Consider the following 20,105-nt stretch of genomic DNA (forward strand, 5'->3'; position numbering starts at 1 on the left):
AACCATTCTCAATCTCCTATGGACACAAATCAAAGGGATTCAAATCGATTAGATACCAAGCAAGCCCTGACCCAGTCGGGCAATACCGTAGAGGAAAGCCTTTGGATAGATTCCCAACTTACAAAGTTCGACAACGTCCTGCGCCACAACTACAACAAACCCTTAGAGGACTTTGCCGAAATTATCCTCACCGAACTTTGTTGTATGGTCAGCAGTGTGCGTGGCGCGTTTTTTTTGATAGACCAAGAAAACCCCAACATAGATGCCCTTGCAGGCTATGCCTGCACGCCTGACACGATGTCCAAGCGGCGTTATCGGGTAGGTGAAGGGCTAATTGGGCAAGTGGTAAAATTGCGTGAGCCGCTTTATTTCAACGACCTTTATCAGTCGCAAGTAGCCTTAGAAGCCTCTGCGGGCGCAGTTTATGCAGGTGCAATGCTTGTGTCGCCTTTGGTCTTCAACGACCAAGCCTATGGCGTGATAGAACTTCTTTTCTTGCACGATGTCCCCAAAAAATATCGTGAGCTAATTCAGCGTCTTTGTGCAAATGTGGCGGCGATGTTGCAGAGTATCATCATCAATGCCCGTACTAAAAAATTGCTCGAAATCTCGATGCGACAGGCAGAAGATTTGCGCTCTTCCGAAGAGGAATTGCGGCAGAATTTAGAAGAATTGGAGGCAATACAAGAAGAAGTACATCGCACCAACAAAGAATTTGAACAACGCCTACAAGCCCTCGACCAAAGCGGTTTGGGTTCTATCGAATTTGAACCCGATGGCACTATCATTTCTGCTAATGAAACTTTCCTAAAAGCAATGGGCTACAAGATGGAGGAAATCAAAGGGCAGCACCATCGCTTGTTTGTGGGCAAGGCGTATGCACAATCTAAGGAGTATGCCAATTTTTGGAAAGGACTGGCAGAGGGCGCGTATTTGCGTGGCGAATTTAAGCGTTTTGCCAAAGATGGCAGCCCTGTTTTTATCAGTGGAGCGTATGTGCCAATTACGGTAGGCGAGCGAAAGGAGCGTCGTATTTGGAAACTTATTACGGACATTACCTACCTTCACGACACACTTCAACAGGCAGGGTATGAAATTGATGAATACAGTCGCATCAAAAAAATGTCTTGATGTTGGTTTGAAATGTGCAAAAATAGACTACACTCTATTTTAAAAATTATCCACAAAGGCTAACGATACCGCCCCTAAAAACCTTTTTCATGACCCGTCAGGATTTTCAAAACTTCTTGAAAGACCTTTCAGAAGCCAACTGGGAGCAGACGCAGGCGGATTTAGCCGATTTCTACCGCTTGCTTTCTGAAAATTATCAGCAAGAACCCAATATTTTTGCTGAACACATCATTACTTGGCTTTCGCAGAAAGTTGGGGCTATGATGGGTGTTTTTTGGGCTTTTAGAGAGGATACGGAGAGTTTGCACTTTTCGGCAGGTTTTGCTTGTGATGCCGCCATGCTTACCAAAACAAAAGTGGGCAGGGAAAGCGAAGGCGTTTATCGTGCAGTGATAAAAAATAAGGAGGTCTTTTTTTTTGAAAATCTGAACCATTTTTTTTATCAGAGTGCAACCTACCAAATTCCCTTGCGCTCGTGGCTTATCCTGCCCATTATGCTCAACGAAAACCTGCTCGCTGTTGTGGAATTGTATCACCCCAATCACTTCCATACCCAAAAATTGCATCTGCTTTGGCAGGCTTTGGGGCAAATTGCGGCGGCTTGGTCGGGCGTGAGCGAACAAGACAAGCGCAAAGCCTTGATAGAAAAATTGCACCACCAAAACGAGGAAATTCGCGCCCAAGAGGAGGAACTACGCCAACAGACCGAAGAACTTATCGCCATTAACGAAAACCTCGAACAGGTAAAACGCCAATTAGAGGAAAAAAATCACGACATCTTGCGTACCAAAACGCTGATTGAAAAGAAAAACGAAAACATCATGGCGAGCATACAATATGCCCAACGTATCCAACAAGCCATGCTGCCCAGCGCGGAAATTTTGAAGGAAAGGTTAGGCGAATATGCGTTGCTTTTTATGCCAAGAGATGTCGTTTCAGGCGATTTTTACTGGACATTTCAAAATGCGCAGGGAACTTGGGTAGCGGCAGTAGATTGTACAGGGCATGGCGTGCCTGCTGCACTTATGGCGATGATGGGCATGAACCTGCTCGAACATGCGATGAGCCACTACGAAAAGCCCTCGCCTGCCCAAGTGCTGACCTACCTCAATGAGCGCGTTCAGAGTTTGCTACGCGTAGGCGAAACCAATACCAAAGATGGCATGGATATGTCGCTTTGTTTGCTCGACTACAAAGGCAAGAAAATTCATTATGCAGGTGCGATGAACGCTGCCTACTATCTGACCGAAAAAGGCATAGAACGCTTAGAACACACGCGCCTGCCTATCGGAAAACAAGCCCCCCTCCGTCGAAAGGAAAGTTTTGTCAATCAGCAAGCCCAGATGCAGGGAAATGGCATGCTCTATCTCTGTTCCGACGGCTTTCAAGACCAATTTGGCGGCGCAAACAACAAAAAATTTATGCGTGGAGCGTTTCTAAATTTGCTACAAGAGATTTGGCGCATGCCTGCCATAGAGCAGGCGCGTATCCTAAGACAAAATTTTGAACTTTGGAAAGGCGAACAAGACCAGACCGACGACGTGTTAGTTTTGGGAGTGAGGGTGTAGGGCAATATTCTAAATTCTAAAAATCAGATGCAAATGTAGGGACAAGGTACTGCCTTGTCCTATGCCCCAAACCCTAAGGGTCTTCAAGACCCTTAGGGTTTAAGTCCAAATTTTATTTTGTGCCAATTTTGACAAAATTTTGAAAAAACAAGACTTTTTTGTACAAACTAACTTGCTTTCATACAAGCAAACTTATATCAAACCTACAAAAAACTCACCTAAGCCACTAAGGGAATTTTCCTTTGGGGCTTTTTTTTTCGAGCTTTTTCTTCTGCCATTTATGAAAACAAAAAAATAATCGCTGCCCCTTCGTAACAAAGTGTAAAAACTTGCAACCTATCCGAATAGAAAAGCATCTGATAAGCAGATTTTTATGACAAGTTATGCTTGAAAACCATTCTACTTTTGTTTTATATCTATTTCTGAAAATATGCAACTCATTATAGAAAATCTGACCAAAACTTACGCCAATGGCGTGCAAGCCCTCAAAAATGTTTCGCTTACCTTGGGAAAGGGCATGTTCGGATTGCTCGGTCCCAATGGAGCAGGCAAATCTTCCCTGATGCGTACTATCGCCACTTTGCAAGAAGCCGATTCGGGTACTATTCGCTTTGGCGAAATAGACGTTTTGAAGGAAAAAGACAAGGTGCGCCGCTTGTTGGGCTACCTGCCCCAAGAGTTTGGGGTCTATCCAAAAGTAGATGCCGTTACGCTTTTAGACCATTTGGCGGTGCTGAAAGGCATTACCAATAAGGCAGAGCGCAAAGAGCGCGTGGCGGCACTCCTGCACAAGACCAACCTTTATGAGGCGCGGAAAAAAAACTTAGGCGGTTATAGTGGAGGAATGAAGCAGCGATTTGGCATTGCACAAGCCTTGCTCGCCGACCCCCAACTTATTATCGTAGATGAACCCACCGCAGGGCTTGACCCTGCCGAGCGCAATCGCTTCCACAATCTTTTGAGCGAAATTGGTGAAAATACTGTCGTGATTCTTTCTACACATATCGTAGAAGATGTACGCGAACTTTGTACCGATATGGCAATTATCAACAAAGGAACGCTACTGCTGCAAACTGACCCCAGCAAAGCTTTAGAAACCATAAAAGGGCAAATTTGGCAGAAAAGAATTAGCCGCGACCAAATCCCAAGCTACAAAGCTCGCCTCAATGTCATTTCTGATAGAATGATAGCAGGAAAACCCGTCATACACGTATGGAGCGAGGCAGAACCCGAAGAAGGTTTCACACAAATAGAACCCGATTTGGAAGATGTCTATTTTTATGAAATTTTTGGTAAAAAGCAAGTTTTTTAGAAAAATATTCTCATTTGAGATAACTTTTGAAACAAACTTGTATTTGCTTGTAAAGCCTTATTCTTTTTTTACTCCAAAATTCCTTCGCACATGCTCTTAGAAACCATCAGGTTTGAACTGCAATATCGTTTCAAACGCCCTGCCACCTTTCTGTATTTTGCGATTATCTTTTTGCTCACCTTTCTTGCCTTTTCCACTGATGCCGTTATCATTGGGGGTGCAGCAGGCGCAGTTAAAATCAACGCGCCTACCAACATTGCCACTATTTTACTTATCATCACTGCCTTTTTTATGATGATAACCTCTGCCATTATGGGCGTGGCGGTCTTGCGCGATTTCGAGCATAAAACCGATGCCTTGCTTTTTACTACACCTATGGCAAAAAGAGATTACCTCTTTGGGCGTTTTATAGGCTCTTTTCTTATCCTAATTTTTGTGTTTAGTGGGGCTTTATTGGGTATGATAGCAGGCAGCAGCTATGTACTTTGGTTTGGCGATGCCCAAAAATTACAACCCTTTAATTTGTGGCATTTTGTGCAGCCTTTTCTTCTCTTTGGGTTTAGCAATCTCTTTATTTCGGGCGTGCTGATGTTTGCTGGCGGTGCTTTGAGCAGGAAGATGCTGGTTGTTTATACACAAGGGGTGCTTTTATTGGTCTTATACTTGGTAACGAGCAGTATCGGCAACTCTTTGGAATACAAGGAATTAACGCCTTTTTTAGACCCTTTTGGCATTTCTGCCTTCAATCGTCAGACGGAATATTGGTCTATTGTCCAAAAAAATACGGAATTGGTGGGGCTTGAAGGTTATGTGCTTTACAATCGCCTGATTTGGGTCGGCATTGCCTTTTTAGGATTGATATTGCTCTACAATCGTTTTTCTTTCCGCCAAATAGAAGAACCCCTATTCAAGAAAAAGGCAAACCCTAAGCCACAAGAAAGCACGAGTTCTGTACCCAAAGAAGTCGTTATTCCAAAGGCAAGTTTTCATTTTGGTATCCAAGCGGACTTTTTGCAGGTAGGAAAGATGACCCTTTTTTACCTCAAAAATCTCTTTAAAGAGGTAGCTTTTATCGCCATTGTGTTGGCGGGTATGATTCAGGTAATAGTTGGCAGTTTGTCGCTAAGTGAAATTTATGGCGTTTCGCCGCTGCCCAAGACGTTTTTTATGACCGAAAGTCTTTCTGGTTTTTCTTTGTTTTTTCTAATTATCATTGTTTTTTATACAGGCGAACTTTTTGCACAAGAAAATCAATATAAGTTAAATTTTATCATAGATGCCACACCTATCAAAGATTGGATAATCCTAACCTCAAAAGTGGTGGCATTGATAGGGGCGCAGGTGGTTTTGCTTTTTGCCCTCCTGCTGACAGGCATAGGCGTTCAGACTTTCAAAGGCTATTTCGACTATGAAATTTCTATCTACCTGATTACGCTCTTTACAGACTTTTTTATGATGATAGTTCTCTATACTTTGTTAGGCTTTTTTATACAAAGTATGGTAAATAATAAGTTTGTAGGTTATATTCTTTTGGTGGTCTTTTTCATTACCGAAATGCTTTTAGCCTATCTTCATATAGAACACCCCCTATTTAATTTCGCCTCTGGTGCAGATTTGGGGACTTATTCGGATATGAATGGCTTTGGTCATTTCTTCAAAACCTTTACAGCTTACGCGCTGCATTGGCTTGCTTTTGCGTGTTTGCTTTTTGGAGTTGCCGTTTATTTTGTGGTTAGGGGGACAGAAACTTCGCTTAAAACGCGCTTTCGTTTGGGCAAACAACGCCTCACAGGGGGCTACCTGACCTTAATGGGTTTTTTGAGCGTTGCTTTTTTGGCTTCGAGTGCCTTTATTTTCTACAATGTCAATGTAGTGGGCGAATACAAAAACTCGAAAGAATTGGAACAAGACCAAGTCGCTTACGAAGAAACGCTTAAAAAATACGAATCTTTGGCGCAACCTAAAATTATTGCTACCAACTTAAAAGTCGATTTGTTTCCAAAAGAGCGAAAGGCGAATCTGGCAGGCTTTTTTATCTTACAAAACAAGACAAATGCGCCACTTTCAGAAATTCACCTTCAAACCAATGGCAGCGAACGCCTCGAAATAGAAAAGCTCTATTTCTCACGCCCTTTTGAAGTCAAGCAAACGTGGGAACGCTTCACCTATACCATCTACAAAATTTCGCCTCCATTACAACCCGACGACACGTTGCGCTTAGATTTTGAGATAAAGGTGCAAAATGAAGGCTTTTCTAATAGTACCGATTTGGTCTATAATGGCACTTTCTTCAATAATACCAATTTCCTACCTGCCTTAGGCTATAATTCAGACTACGAACTAACTTCTGACGACAAACGCCGCGAGTATGGCTTGGCTATCAAAGAGCGCACTTTGGAGCGCAACGACCCGCAGGGACTTCGTTCCAATCTCTTTGGCGATGATGCCGATAGGATAGATTTTGAAATTGTCCTTAGTACCGAAGCCGACCAAATCGCAATCGCACCCGGTTATTTGCAAAAAGAATGGAAGGAAAACGGAAGGGCGTATTTTCACTACAAAATGGACGTACCGATGGTTAATTTTTTCTCCATTGTATCAGCGCGATACGAAGTTATGCGCGATAAGTGGGTAAGCCCAAGTGGAAAAGAGGTAGCTCTCGAAATTTATTATCACAAACCTCATACCTACAATCTGGAACGCATGATGCGAGGTATGAAAGATGCCCTTTCTTATTTTTCCAAAAATTTTAGCGAATATCAATACCGCCAAATGCGCATCATGGAGTTTCCCCGTTATGCGACTTTTGCCCAATCCTTTGCCAATACCATTCCTTATTCGGAAGGTATCGGATTTATTTTGGACATAGGAGAGCAGGATATTGATGTCAATTATTACGTAACGGCACACGAGGCGGCGCATCAATGGTGGGGGCATCAGGTTACGGAGGCAGCAGTGCGAGGCAGCAGCATGCTTTCCGAATCGCTTTCTCAATATGGGGCTTTGATGGTAATGAAACACCACTACCCCCAAGAACGCATACAAGCCTTCTTGCGGCACGAATTGGATTCCTACCTATCAGGGCGCAGTGCAGAGCGAAAAAAGGAGCGTCCTTTGGTAGAAGTGGAGGGGCAGCAGTACATTCACTACAACAAAGGCTCACTTATCTTTTATGCCTTTCAAGATTATGTAGGCGAGGAGCGCGTCAATCTTGCCCTGCAAAACTACATCAAAAAGTGGCAATATAGTCAAGGGCGTTATCCCAATACTGAAGACCTTATGCAGGAATTTCGCGCCGTAACTCCTGATTCACTACAATTTCTAATTGAAGATTGGTTTGAAAAAATTACGTTTTATCAAAATAAAGTAGTGGAAGTAGAAGCCAAACTCCTTGCAGGCGACCGCTATCAGGTGCGCATCAAGACCGAAAGCGAAAAAGTCCAAGCCGACACCTTAGGCAACGAAAAGACGCTGCCTTTTCGCGAATGGGTAGATATCGGGATTTATGTGGAAGGCAAAGACCCCGATAAGCCTACGTTGGCTTATTTGAAAAAGCACCCTATTAAAGGCAAAGAAAATGAATTTATTTTGGAGGTGAAGGGCAAACCTATCAAGGCGGGCATAGACCCACTTAATATCTTGATAGATAGATTTCCAAAAGATAATGTGAAGGAAATAAAGGACGTGAAAGACATTGAGGACACAAAATAGGGCGCACGCCTTCTTTTGTACCTTACCTTTCCGTTTGTTTCTCCAAATAATCTTCACCTGTGTAGGTAGGTTCAAGTTTTTCCAACTCTTGGTCTGTAAAGAGGCGCGATTTGACAATAAAACGCAAGCCCAACGGGATTTCGAGCGAAAAACTTGCGCCTCTGCCTTTGGTAATGTCTATCAGCAGTTGGGTATGTTTCCAATATTCAAATTGGTCTTGGTTCATAAAAAAATCGCAGCCATAGATATTGCCTACCCATACATCGCTGCCGCCCACTCTAAATTCGCCTTTGGGAAAACACATGGGCTGTGAGCCATCGCAGCAGCCACCGCTTTGGTGAAACATCAGCTCGCCATGCGTTTGGCGTAGGGTATCGATAACCTGTGCAGCCTCTTGGGTAAGCAGCACGCGCTTGATAGGGTCATTCATAAAAAGATAAGATTGATAAGTTTTAAATTAGACAAAATAACATAACTTTTTTAAAAAAGCCTGATGAATTTCATCAGGCTTAACCACACACAAAACAAACGAACAACGAAGCGACAGAAAAAGGTAATAGAAAGAAAGTGTTAGAAAAATCCTAACTTCTCTTTGCTATATGAAATTAACATGTTTTTATTTTGGCGATAATGATTGAGCATCATTTTATGCGTTTCTCTGCCAAAGCCTGATTTTTTATAGCCCCCAAAAGGTGCGTGTGCAGGGTAGGCATGGTAGCAATTTACCCAAACTCTGCCTGCTTGAATGGCGCGAGGAACGGTATAAAGTTCGTGTGCGTCGCGCGTCCAAACGCCTGCACCTAAGCCATAAAGCGTGTCGTTGGCTATTTCTAAGGCTTCTTCGGTGGTCTTGAAAGTAGTAACACAAACAACGGGACCGAATATCTCTTCCTGAAAGACGCGCATCTTGTTGTGTCCCTTCAAAAGGGTAGGCTCGATGTAGTAGCCGTCTTTCAAATCATCTATAAACTTGGCTTTTCCGCCTGTCAAGACCTCTGCGCCTTCTTGTTTGCCGATTTCAATATAGTTCAAAATCTTTTCAAACTGGTCTTTCGAAGCCTGTGCGCCCTGCATGGTTGTGGGGTCTAAGGGGTGTCCCATCTTAATCGCTTCTACGCGCTCGATGACGCGCTGGATAAACTTTTCATAAATGCTTTCATGCACCAAGATACGCGAAGGGCAGGTACAAACTTCGCCTTGATTGAGGGCAAACATAGCCGCTCCTTCTAAACATTTATCAAAAAATTCGTCGTCTGCGTCCATGACGCTGGGGAAGAAGATATTGGGCGATTTGCCCCCCAACTCCATCGTTACGGGGATAAGATTTTCAGAGGCATACTGCATAATCAAGCGTCCTGTCGTGGTTTCGCCTGTAAAGGCTACCTTTGCCACACGGGTAGAAGTTGCCAAAGGCTTTCCTGCTTCAATACCAAAGCCATTCACAACATTAATCACTCCTTTGGGAAGTACGTCTTTGATAAGTTCCATTAAAATCAGAATCCCAACAGGCGTTTGTTCGGCGGGCTTTAAAACAACCGTACAGCCTGCGGCTAAGGCAGGGGCAAGTTTCCATGCCGCCATCAAAATTGGGAAGTTCCAAGGAATAATCTGACCCACTACGCCAATGGGTTCATGCACGTTGATAGAAACCGTAGTAGCATCTAATTCCGCCACACTTCCCTCGTCGGCGCGTATCACGCCTGCAAAATAGCGGAAGTGGTCGATGGCTAAGGGCAGGTCGGCAGCTTTGGTTTCGCGCACAGGCTTGCCATTATCGACGGTTTCTACTGCTGCCAGATATTCCAAATTAGCTTCCATAATATCGGCAATTTTGAGTAAGATATTACTACGATAAGTTGCCGAAGTTTTAGACCAAGTTTTGAAGGCTTCATGGGCGGCATTTAAGGCAAGCTCGATGTCTTCTTTCGAGGAGCGTGCCACTTCGGTAAAAGATTGACCATCTACGGGAGAAATGTTCTCGAAGTATTGCCCTTTGAGGGGGGCAGTCCATTCGCCATTGATAAAATTGTCGTAACGCGCCTTAAAAGTTGGGCGAGCGATAAGATTGGTGGGTTTTACGGCTGTTTCCATCTGAATGAGATTGTTTTGAAGGTGTTGGAAAGAGTAGAGGCGATTTCAAACCGCCAAATAAAAAGTTTCTATTGCAAAGGTAGCCTTCTTTTTTCTTTGGCTTTTGCTCGATTCTACCCAATCTTTGCACTATCCTACCATGATGCGCAGGGGCAGCCGCAGTGAGGTTAAATTCTAAAAATTCAGATGCAAATGCAGGGACAAGGCATAGCCTTGTCCGCAGCGAAATTGAAATAAAAAAAGGTTTTCGGGCTCAAAAATAAGGTTTCATTCAATTTTTTTTAGTTTTATTTGTTTTTTATCGCGAATCAAATTTGTTTTCAACACTCAAAACGCCTTATATAATGAGGCTACTTCTATAATCCCTTACGCCTTACGTAGTAAAAAGTTCTTTTTTCTAAGCAATATAAAATAAAATAATTTTCTAATTCATTTACATAAAAATAACTATAATAATTTTTTAAATTGTTTAAATCTATATAAAAATAATCAAAATACTTTTCTTGACTAAAATTATTGGCTGTCAGTGTAAATTCAAACATTCTTTGAGTGATAGAGTCAGGTGGGCATTTTGCCCATTTTGAAGTTAAAATTTTATCGCTGAACTCTTTTTCTTCCCAACTTTCACTATAATTTGGATAATTTAAGTCTAAAAAAATAGTATCTACTTTGTACAAATAAATTTCAAATAATTCTCCATGAAAACTTAATCCTAAGTAATCGACCTCACAGACTTTTTCTATATTCCCTTTGTGCTTACCAAAGAGTTTTTGAAAATCTCGCTCTTTTAGGGGGCTAAAAGATAAGTGGTTTATATACAGAGCGGTTATTGCAAAACATATAAATAAAAACGATATAAATAATTTTGTTTTCATATTTAATAAGTTATATATTTTTGATTGTTTTAGTATAGCACATTTAAAAGTTAGTAAAATTAAAAGTTTGTAAAAGAAATAAAATATAGATAATAAATTAATATTAAAAATGTTACTCTAATTGATTAAACTTTTTCTTCCACAAAAATATATTTTCTCTAAATTTCTCTAAAATTAGATTTTTGTTCTCGTCAAAAATAGAGGGCGTATTAAGTTCTAAAATTCCATCTAAATCTGTTTTAGCAAGCTCTATCAATAACGAACCACCTAAACCATTTTCAACCAAACACTCCAAAAATAAGATGCGCTCACCTATGTTTTTTGCGATATACTCATCTATCAAATAAGGGTCTATGCCTACATGAAGGGCATTGAGCGTATCCGCATATTGCAGAATTTCTTTTTTGATGCGTACAACTTCATACAGAGAGTCTATCTGATGGTTAAACGTATTTGCATCAGCTACAAATAAATAACAATGTCCAGTGCTTAATCCAAATTTATTTCCCTGATTATCAAATCTATCTATGTGAGAGTTTGAAAAAGCAAGTATATCTAAAAAAATATGCCCTAAAGAAGATTGACCAATACTTTTTCCATAACGAGGAAGAGAGATATTTTCCAACAGAATTTGTTGCATGAGTTTTATTCTATCTTGTTTATTCAATTTATGATAAAGTGTGTAAGATTTACTATAAAAAAGACTATCTATGTCATTAAAAAACAAAATAGTTTGATAACGGTTCGTAATCACAAGTCTTTTAGGCTTAGTTTTCTGCCAAGCGATTTCTTTCTCTAACTTTGCGGCTTCTACCGAATCGTAGGCAAGATAAATTCTATACTCTGCTGTTTTTATTTCTTGGTAGGACACTTTTTGTGCTTGTAAAGAAAGGAAAATACAGTACGGTAATATAGTAAAAAAAATATTTTGTTTTATTTTCATGTTAATAAGTTGAGTTTTTATAAAACAAATAGCTAATAATTTGTATCATATACGACAGAGATACAAGCAGATGCAGCCCACTCTCAACCTTTTTCAGTTCAAGAAATATTTTGTATCTGCGATTTTATCCCACCCCATATTAAAAAAAACACGCCACCTATCAATGCCAACATACCTATAATAAATACAAGTAAGACCAGCCAAAGGACAATTTTGTTACTTTCTTTGTGTGAAGTAGCATAGTATCTTTGTAATAAAGTAAGGTTTCTTTTGTTTGCTTTGAAGGCAAAGTCGAAGAAATCTCCTAAAAAGGGAAGCAAACCTACTAAATAATCTACCAAAATATTACCTAACATTTTAAATAAAACAGAAAGACTCACGCCATGCCTAACAACGGCAATGAGCATAGAGGCAGAGATGGCAAAGCTCAATAAATCGCCTACCATAGGAATCATGCCAATTAGGGGGTCTAAGCCAAAACGGACGTTCGTGGCAGGAATCCCAAAAGCCTCATCTAAAATTTGGCTACTGCGTTCTATCCAGCGCAATTCGGCAGGCAGAGTCGCTTGTTGTGGATTTTTTGAGAGATTATTTTGTGGTTTCATACGAAAAAGAAAAGCGAAAAATAGAAAAGCTATGTAAATTTGGCACTCAAAACCTATTCCAACCCAATCCTATGCAAGTCATTTCAATAGAACAATTATACGAAATTTATCTCAAACATCGGGTTATTTCCACAGATACGCGCCATTTGCCTGCAAATTGTCTTTTTTTCGCGCTTAAAGGCAAAAATTTCAACGGCAACGCCTTTGCCAAAGATGCCCTGCTCAAAGGGGCGGCTTTTGTGGTTATCGACCAAGCCGAGTTTTGCCCCGAATCGCCTTGGGCAGAGCGCACACTCTTAGTCGCTGACGTATTGGAGAGCTTACAAAAGTTGGCTAATTTTCATAGAAAAAAGCAAAATATTCCTTTTATAGGGCTAACAGGTAGCAACGGCAAAACAACGAGCAAAGAACTTTTAAAAACCGTTTTGGCAAAAAAATATAAAGTTTATGCCACAGAAGGTAACTTGAATAATCATATTGGCGTGCCGCTGACCCTTTTGCGTCTGCCCAAAGAAGCAGAAATTGCCGTTATCGAGATGGGGGCAAATAAGGTAGGCGATATTGCCCAACTTTGCGACATCGCCGAGCCTACACACGGTTTTATCACCAATATCGGCTATGCGCACATCGAGGGTTTTGGCAGTTATGAAGGCGTTTTGAGAGGAAAAACCGAACTATATCAGTTTCTACGAAGCCACAACGGAACAGTTTTTATTCATTCACAAGATGAGGTACTTTCGAATATGGCAAAAAGATTTGAAAATCCTATTTTATATGGAACAAAAAATGATTATGCTTTTCTAACGTTAGAAAAGGTAAGTCCCTTTATCGTCTATCGCGACGAAGAAGACCAGCAGGTGCAGACGCAACTTATCGGAAGCTACAATTTCCCTAATCTCGCTATCGCTTGGGCAATCGGAAAATACTTTGGCGTTTCGCAAAAACAGGCAAATGAAGCCTTAGCAAGCTATATTCCCGACAATAATCGTTCTCAAATTATAGAAAAAACCAAACAACAAAATAAAATTATTTTAGATGCTTACAATGCAAACCCCAGCAGCGTGGCGGCGGCATTGCAAAATTTTGATAGCATAGAGAGTAATTTGCCAAAAATTGCTATCTTAGGCGATATGTACGAATTGGGGAATATCGCGCAAAGCGAGCATCGCAAGATAATTGATTTAGCAAAAAGTTTGAAAATAGACCTGATTCTACTCTGCGGCAAGCATTACGGCGAGGCACTTTCCCCCAGCGAGTCGGTTTTGCACTTCGAAATGAAAAACGATTTAGTGCAATATTTACAACAAAAAACAATCGCGCAGAGTTTAGTTCTCATCAAGGCTTCACGCGGCTTAGGCTTGGAAACCTTAGTGGAGAGTCTTTAATTTTTATTTTACCTACACAAAACTAATAGTTTTTCTATTAGTTTTGTGTACTTTCTCTCAAACTATTTTATGAAAGAACTAACCCTTGCACAACTTATCGAGCGTGCTTATTTACAACTTATTGAAAAATTGATAGGTTGGTATGATGAATTGATAAAACTTTTTCCTAATCTTCTGTTAGCAATATTAGTTATTTTCTTTGTCAATTATCTTGCCATTGGTGCAAAACGTGTCGTAGAAAAGGTTGTTAGGCGTTTGAGTAGCAGTCCGCAGGTGCTTTCTGTGGTGCGCGGCATTGTTTTTTATTTGGTTTGGATTGCAGGTCTGATGGTCGCGCTCAATGTTTTAAATTTAGAAAAAACCGTTACTTCGCTTTTGGCAGGCGCAGGTGTGATTGGCTTGGCATTGAGTTTTGCCTTTCAAGATTTGGCAACTAATTTTATTTCAGGTCTTTTTATTATGATAGAACGCCCCTTCAATATTGGAGATTTTATAGAAACTAATGGATTTGAAGGACACATAGAGCGCATTGGTATCCGTTCCATCGTGATAAAGACCTTAGACGAGCAGCATGTTATCATTCCCTCGAAGGATATTTTTCAGCAGCCGCTCAAAAATTACAACTTAGGCATAGAGCGGCGCGTAACTTTGGCAGTCGGGATTTCTTATGGCGAGGAGTTGGAAAAAATCCGTCAGGTTACAAAAAAAGCCGTAGAGCCGCTCGAACAAGTGGTGCAGCAAAAAGGGATTCACGTGCATTTTTACGAATTTGGCGATAGTTCTATCAATTTCGAGTTGCGATTTTGGATAAAAAGTTCCGACCCAATGTACTTCTTGGAGGCGCGAAGTGCTGCAATTATGGCTATCAAACGCGCCTATGATGCCAACCAAATCGTCATTCCGTTCCCCATTCGCACCCTTGCTTTTGACATCAAAGGCGGAAAAGGTTTGGAGGAGGTTCTCAAAAATAGCCAGTCCAAACCGCAGTGAGGTTAAATTCTAAAAATCAAATGCAAATGTAGGGACAAGGCACTGCCTTGTCCGCAGTGAGATTGAAATAAAAAAGGGTTTCAGACTTAAAAAATAGAGCATAAGCCAAATTTTATTTCGTTTCTAATTGCACAAGACAAGTCCTTTTATAGAACTTAACATTACGGGGCGAAGATGGGGCTTTTATCGTTCTAACACTGCCAGCAAAGGTCTAATAACCGTTTTTATGCGACAAAAAATTATTTTTATTTTTTTTGCGATTTTTATTGTTTTTTTGTTGCTTTCTAATCAAACTACAAAAGCGCAGCAGCCTTGTAAATCTTTATTATTTGATTTGGAAAAAGAGGTATTTTTTTATGAATTTGATTACGATACTTTGCCAATTTTGCCTGAAAGCTTCACGCTACAAATAGGGGCGCAGCCAGTTATGCCAACCGATTTTAGGCTCGAATGGAAATACACCAATCCGCAGCAAGGACTATGTAGGGTAGAAATTATACTATTAAACGAAGAAAAAAAGACAGCTAAAAATCTAACACTTTGTTTTAGCCTTTTGCCCGACTTGCTCCTACAAAAGCGAGCCTATCGCTCGCAGGCGCGTTACGATTCGCTCGAAAATCAGCTTATTTTGCTCGATACGGCACAAAATCAGTTTGACACGCCTTTTATTTTAGAAGAAAAACGGGAGGAACTTTTTAGTTCAGATTTGCAGAAAAGTGGTAGCCTAACGCGTGGCATTTCTGTTGGAAACCGACAAGATGTCTTTGTAAATTCTAATCTTAACTTACAATTAGAAGGAAATATTACCGAAGATTTGCACCTTTCTGCCCTTATTTCCGACCAAGATGTCCCCTTCCAGCCCGAAGGTAACACCCAACAGTTACAACAGTTTGATAGAATTTTACTTACTTTAAAACATAAAAAAGCTACCTTGCAGGCAGGTGATGTAATTCTACAAAATCAAAAAGAAAACTATTTTTTGCGATACTATAAAAACGTACAGGGTGCGCTTTTAGTTGGAAACCGAAGCAAAAAAGAGGAAAATAAAGTTTATTTTGTGCCTAAAATTGGCGTTGCTTCGGCAAAAGGGCAGTTTCATAGTTATCAGTTGGAAGTGCAGGAAGGAGTGCAGGGTGCTTACCGTTTGGAGGGTGCAAATAATGAGCGTTTTATCATCATTCAGGCTGCTTCGGAGCGCGTATTTTTAGATGGGCGTTTGCTGCAAAGAGGATTTAATTACGATTATGTCATAGATTACAATACGGCTGAAATTACTTTCAATACCAATATTTTAATTACTCGTTTTAGTAGAGTGCGCGTAGAGTTTGAATACACGAACCAAAATTACAATCGTACTATTTCTATGGTAGGCGCAGAAATTAGCTATAAAAAATGGCATTTTCAAACTGAACATTACACCGAAAAAGACGCAGCACGCAATCCCATTGGCTTTGAACTTTCCGAAAAAAGACGCGAAATTTTAGAAAATGCAGGCAATAATCCTCTCTTGGCGGTTTCTGAAAGTAGTGAGTTGATTGCCGATTTTTCTGCCAATCAAATCCTTTATACCCAAATAGACACACTTTTTGAGGGTCAGATTTATCGCATTTATAGGCGAGCCAGTGAAGGAGATAGTCCCCTTTTTCGCGTTGCTTTTTCAGAAGTAGGCACTAATTTGGGCGATTATCGCTTAGGCGAACCCCTTGCCAATGGGCGTGCTTACGTTTGGGTAGGAAAAAATAGAGGCAATTTTGCCCCTGTTCGCTTATTGCCCTTGCCGAATCAGAAGCAAATGACAGTTTTTAAAATGCAATACGATTTAAACCAAAATCAGTATTTTTTTGGCGAATTAGCACTTTCCAAACAAGATAAAAATTTGCTATCTTCTTTGGAAGAGGCTCAAAATCAAGGTTTTGCCTATAAAATTGGCTATCAAAACAAGGGAACGCCGCTTTTTAAACAAAAAAATAAGGAAAAAAATCTTCAAAAAAATAGTATCCAAAAAGACACTATTCAAAATGATACAATGCAGAAAGAAGTTTGGCAATGGAAAGCATTAGCCGATTTGGAATGGAATACACCTAATTTTAGTTTCATCGACCGTTTTCGTAGTATAGAGTACGATAGAAATTGGAATACCCAAACCGATTCGGCGGCGCGAGATGTGATTGCGCAGGTAGGTCTGGGAATTTTTCAAAACAACGACAACCAAATTTGGTATCAGGCAGCGTATCGCAATAGAGTAGGCGATACTGATGGCAGGCAGCAATTTTTAAAATTATACAAAAAATTTCCTTTTTTAATCGTGAAAAATGATTTGTTTTGGCTACAAAATAAGAAAAAATTATCAGAAAATCTTACATCTGTAAGCAAAAATCAGCAAGCAACTTGGCTACAAATCAGAAGCGAGTGGCGTTTGCCCTTCCGTTATGTGCAGCCTGCCTACGTATTTGAATGGGACAAAAATAGCTTGCAAGTGGGCGATTCTGTGCTTTCTACCCTTATGAATTTCGAGCAGCATCTTTTTTCTTTGCAGCAGGGAGATAGCAGTCGCCACCAATTTGAGGCTTCCTATGCGGTGAGGCGCGATTTTTTGCCACAGGAAGGGGAAATGCGACCCTTTGCGGATTCGCGCACCCTACAAGTGGGTTTGGCTTTGGGGCAGGGCAGGCGCAAGCGTGAAGATTTTAGTAAAAATCACAATGCAAATTTTAATTTTACGTATAGGAATTTAAACTATTTGATAGATTCGCTTGCCACTACTTCGGAAGAAACCCTAATGGGGCGTTTGGTTTATAGTGGAAATTGGTTGAAAAATTCAATCAAACAGGAATTTTCTTTGGCAATAGCAACAGGCAGAGAGCCTGCGCGAGAATACACCTTCGTCGAGGTCAATGTGGGACAAGGTACGCACACTTGGCGCGACGACAACGCCGACGGGGTGCAGCAATTAGACGAATTTTATGAAGCCTTTAATACAGACGAAAGACAATATATCAAACTATTTACGCCAACGGCAAACTACATTTCGGCTTATACAAATGATTTTATATATAAATTAAATTTGCAAACTCCTGCTCATTGGAAAGATAAAAAGAATTTTTGGCTACGTCAGTTGCGCAAGTTTTCGGCTCTAATGGCTTGGCAGAAAAGCCGAAAAACGACTGAAAATGAGCTATTTAGCCGTCTTAATCCTTTTTACGCTGGGGGGCAAAACCAAGAGAATCTGCTTGCAAATCGTCAGAGCCTACGCGCGACACTTTTTTTCTATCGCAACAATCCCAAATATGGAGCAGAGCTAAATTTTTTAGAAAATATACAAAAAAATTTATTAGCAAATGGCTTTGAAAGCAGAACGAATCAAGATTACGAACTCAATTTGCGTTACGCGCCTTCGCCTTATTGGTTGCTACGTTTGATAGGGAAAAGACAATTTTTAGACCAAAGTTCTGATTTTTTATTAAACAAAAACTATCAAATTTTACAAAATAGCCTTACGCCTTTTGTGTCATTTCAACCTTCTTCTATCTTTCGTATCGCGCTTAGTTTTCGTTATGCCCAAAAACAAAACCCTTTGGGCGGTGAATCGGCGCGTTTGCAGGAATGGCAGGCGGAGCTACGCCTTTCGCAGGCTACGAATCGCCTTTTGAGTGCCAAAATGCGCTTTCTTCGCTTTCAATTTGAAGGAAATGCGCAATCGCCTTTGGGTTATGAAATGTTAGAATCATTGCAAAATGGACAAAATATTACGTGGGAATTAAACCTACAACAGCGCGTTGCGGGGGGCTTACAACTTACTTTTAGTTATGAAGGGCGCAAATCGCCGCAGGTTTCGGTTGTGCATACAGGGCGCATGCAAATTTCAGCACTTTTTTAGAAAAAAACAAAAAAATGAAAATAAATTGTGTTTTTCCAATGTTTTTTTAAATGAAAACAGTCCTCGCGCCCTTTATGATTTTTTAAGTAAGAAGAAACGCCTCGATGCAACTTATTTCGGACTAACTTTGTGGTTCTTTCTCTTTTCTTCATTCACGCTTCCAAACTTATGCAGCAGAATACACTACTTTCTTTTCTAAAAACGCGCCTCTCTCTATTGGACAAAAATCACTATTTTCTTTTGTTGGGGAGTCTTTGCCTACTTTTTCAGACCGAAAGCCGCGCCCAAACGCCTTTGAGTCTTGCTGACGCGCTTACAAAGAGTTTGACTAATAATTATAGCATTAAAATAGAACAAAAAAGAGTAGAACGGACAGCCCTCAATAACAATGGCGGTGAGGCAGGTAGATTGCCTACTATCTTACTCAATTTAGGACAAAACAATGGCATCAATAACATCGATAACCCTGCCTCATTCCTTTCAGGCAATATCATCAACAATAGTGTGCAGCCTTCTGTGAGTCTGAACTGGTTACTTTTTGGGGGCAATCGGGTGAGCATAGAAAAAAGTAGGCTCGAAAATTTGGAGCAGGAGGCGCAAGGCAATTTCGAAATTGTTTTGCAAAATACAGCCCAAGCGGTTTTGATGGCATATTACAAGGCGCGATTGGAACAGGAAAGAATTTCTGTTTTAGAAAAAGTATTAAAATATTCTAAGGATAGATATGAATATGCTAAGACTAAATTAGACTTGGGCTTGGGCAATAGCAGTGAGATTTTATTAGAAGAAACCAATTACTTAACCGATTCGGTTAATGTTTTGAATCAAAAATTAGTGGCGCGTAATGCACAGCGCGATTTAAACCTACTTTTAGCGGAAAAAAACATAGACCAACTTTATATCCTGACCGATAAGCTCGAAGTTGTGCCACAGGATTTTGATTGGCAGACTTTGGAGAAGGAAATGATGGCGGCAAATGCCGACCTGCGCAAACAGTTTCTAAGTCAGGAGGTTTTGAAAACTACTTTGGCGTATCAAAAGGCTTTGGCAATGCCGACGCTTAATTTTGAGGCTGGTTTTTCTACCAACTTCAACCGTCAGGATTTGAGCCAAGCCGTTTTTGCAGGGGGCAATGCCGAGCCACCACAAGAACCCATCAACGCGCGAACCATGAATTATTTTGGCAATTTCACCGTTTCTTTCACCCTTTTCAATGGGGGCAAAATCCAACGTGCCATCGAGCGAGCGCGAATTGATGAGAATATCGGCAATTTGGGCATCGAGCAGATTCAACTTTCTCTTTCACGCGACCTTTTGGCAGCTTTGGATTTATACAATGTCCGAAAACAACTTTTAAATATCAACACACAGGCGCGAAAGGTAGCCGAGCGCAATCTCGAAATTTCGCAAGAGCGTTTTCAGGCAGGTGTCATCAATTCTTTTGATTACCGTCAGGTGCAAAATAATTATCAAAATGCGGCTTTTTCCGAATTACAAGCCATTTACAACCTACTCGATAGCCACACGACGCTCCTGCGCCTAACGGGAGGGATTTTGAAAAAAGAGCAAAATCCGAAGTAGCGGATTTAAGTCGCCTAAATTGGGGTGTCCAAACAA

General features: G+C 40.7%; 13 protein-coding genes. 8 read left to right on the plus strand and 5 right to left on the minus strand.

What is annotated here, in order from left to right:
* Positions 1-18: 18 nt before the first annotated feature.
* From G500_RS25150 to G500_RS0113735, 4 genes are all read left to right on the plus strand, one after another.
* Positions 19-1,131 carry a GAF domain-containing protein gene (locus tag G500_RS25150; RefSeq protein ID WP_027002968.1) on the plus strand — a complete coding sequence of 371 codons (1,113 nt, stop codon included), beginning with the start codon at positions 19-21 and terminating at the stop codon, positions 1,129-1,131.
* Positions 1,132-1,220: 89 nt separating this feature from the next.
* Positions 1,221-2,699 carry a GAF domain-containing SpoIIE family protein phosphatase gene (locus G500_RS0113720; protein WP_027002969.1) on the plus strand — a complete coding sequence of 493 codons (1,479 nt, stop codon included), beginning with the start codon at positions 1,221-1,223 and terminating at the stop codon, positions 2,697-2,699.
* Between the two features lie 430 nt (positions 2,700-3,129).
* Entirely contained in the window at positions 3,130-4,011 is an 882-nt protein-coding gene (locus G500_RS0113730) for an ABC transporter ATP-binding protein (protein WP_027002970.1), read from the plus strand.
* Between the two features lie 90 nt (positions 4,012-4,101).
* Positions 4,102-7,722, plus strand: a complete 3,621-nt coding sequence (locus G500_RS0113735; protein WP_027002971.1) for a M1 family aminopeptidase — start codon at positions 4,102-4,104, stop codon at positions 7,720-7,722.
* Positions 7,723-7,744: 22 nt separating this feature from the next.
* Here the strand turns inward: G500_RS0113735 and G500_RS0113740 are convergent, their stop codons facing one another.
* The 5 genes from G500_RS0113740 to G500_RS23540 all read right to left on the minus strand — a co-directional run bounded on the left by G500_RS0113740 (position 7,745) and on the right by G500_RS23540 (position 12,236).
* Positions 7,745-8,152 (minus strand): DUF779 domain-containing protein, encoded by a 408-nt coding sequence (locus tag G500_RS0113740; RefSeq protein WP_027002972.1) that lies wholly within the window; start codon positions 8,150-8,152, stop codon positions 7,745-7,747.
* A gap of 140 nt (positions 8,153-8,292) precedes the next feature.
* On the minus strand, positions 8,293-9,813 hold the full coding sequence (locus G500_RS0113745; RefSeq protein WP_027002973.1) for an aldehyde dehydrogenase family protein: 1,521 nt from the start codon (positions 9,811-9,813) through the stop codon (positions 8,293-8,295).
* Between the two features lie 356 nt (positions 9,814-10,169).
* A complete protein-coding gene (locus tag G500_RS0113750) occupies positions 10,170-10,688 on the minus strand; it encodes a hypothetical protein (protein ID WP_027002974.1) in 519 nt (172 codons plus the stop codon).
* A gap of 112 nt (positions 10,689-10,800) precedes the next feature.
* Complete coding sequence (locus G500_RS0113755) at positions 10,801-11,631, minus strand: hypothetical protein (RefSeq protein ID WP_027002975.1); 831 nt, start codon at positions 11,629-11,631, stop codon at positions 10,801-10,803.
* A 98-nt stretch (positions 11,632-11,729) separates the two neighbouring features.
* On the minus strand, positions 11,730-12,236 hold the full coding sequence (locus G500_RS23540) for a DUF4112 domain-containing protein (protein WP_086047919.1): 507 nt from the start codon (positions 12,234-12,236) through the stop codon (positions 11,730-11,732).
* A gap of 71 nt (positions 12,237-12,307) precedes the next feature.
* Between G500_RS23540 and G500_RS0113765 the strand changes: the two genes are divergently transcribed.
* From G500_RS0113765 to G500_RS0113780, 4 genes are all read left to right on the plus strand, one after another.
* Positions 12,308-13,621, plus strand: coding sequence for a UDP-N-acetylmuramoyl-tripeptide--D-alanyl-D-alanine ligase (locus tag G500_RS0113765; protein ID WP_342664608.1), 1,314 nt, complete (start codon positions 12,308-12,310; stop codon positions 13,619-13,621).
* A gap of 69 nt (positions 13,622-13,690) precedes the next feature.
* Entirely contained in the window at positions 13,691-14,611 is a 921-nt protein-coding gene (locus tag G500_RS0113770) for a mechanosensitive ion channel family protein (RefSeq protein ID WP_035757480.1), read from the plus strand.
* Positions 14,612-14,945: 334 nt separating this feature from the next.
* Complete coding sequence (locus G500_RS0113775) at positions 14,946-18,488, plus strand: hypothetical protein (RefSeq protein WP_161626139.1); 3,543 nt, start codon at positions 14,946-14,948, stop codon at positions 18,486-18,488.
* 168 nt (positions 18,489-18,656) lie between these two features.
* On the plus strand, positions 18,657-20,069 hold the full coding sequence (locus G500_RS0113780) for a TolC family protein (RefSeq protein WP_051203620.1): 1,413 nt from the start codon (positions 18,657-18,659) through the stop codon (positions 20,067-20,069).
* Positions 20,070-20,105: the final 36 nt, after the last annotated feature.

The organism is Hugenholtzia roseola DSM 9546 (genome assembly GCF_000422585.1).
Taxonomy (GTDB): Bacteria; Bacteroidota; Bacteroidia; order Cytophagales; family Bernardetiaceae; genus Hugenholtzia; species Hugenholtzia roseola.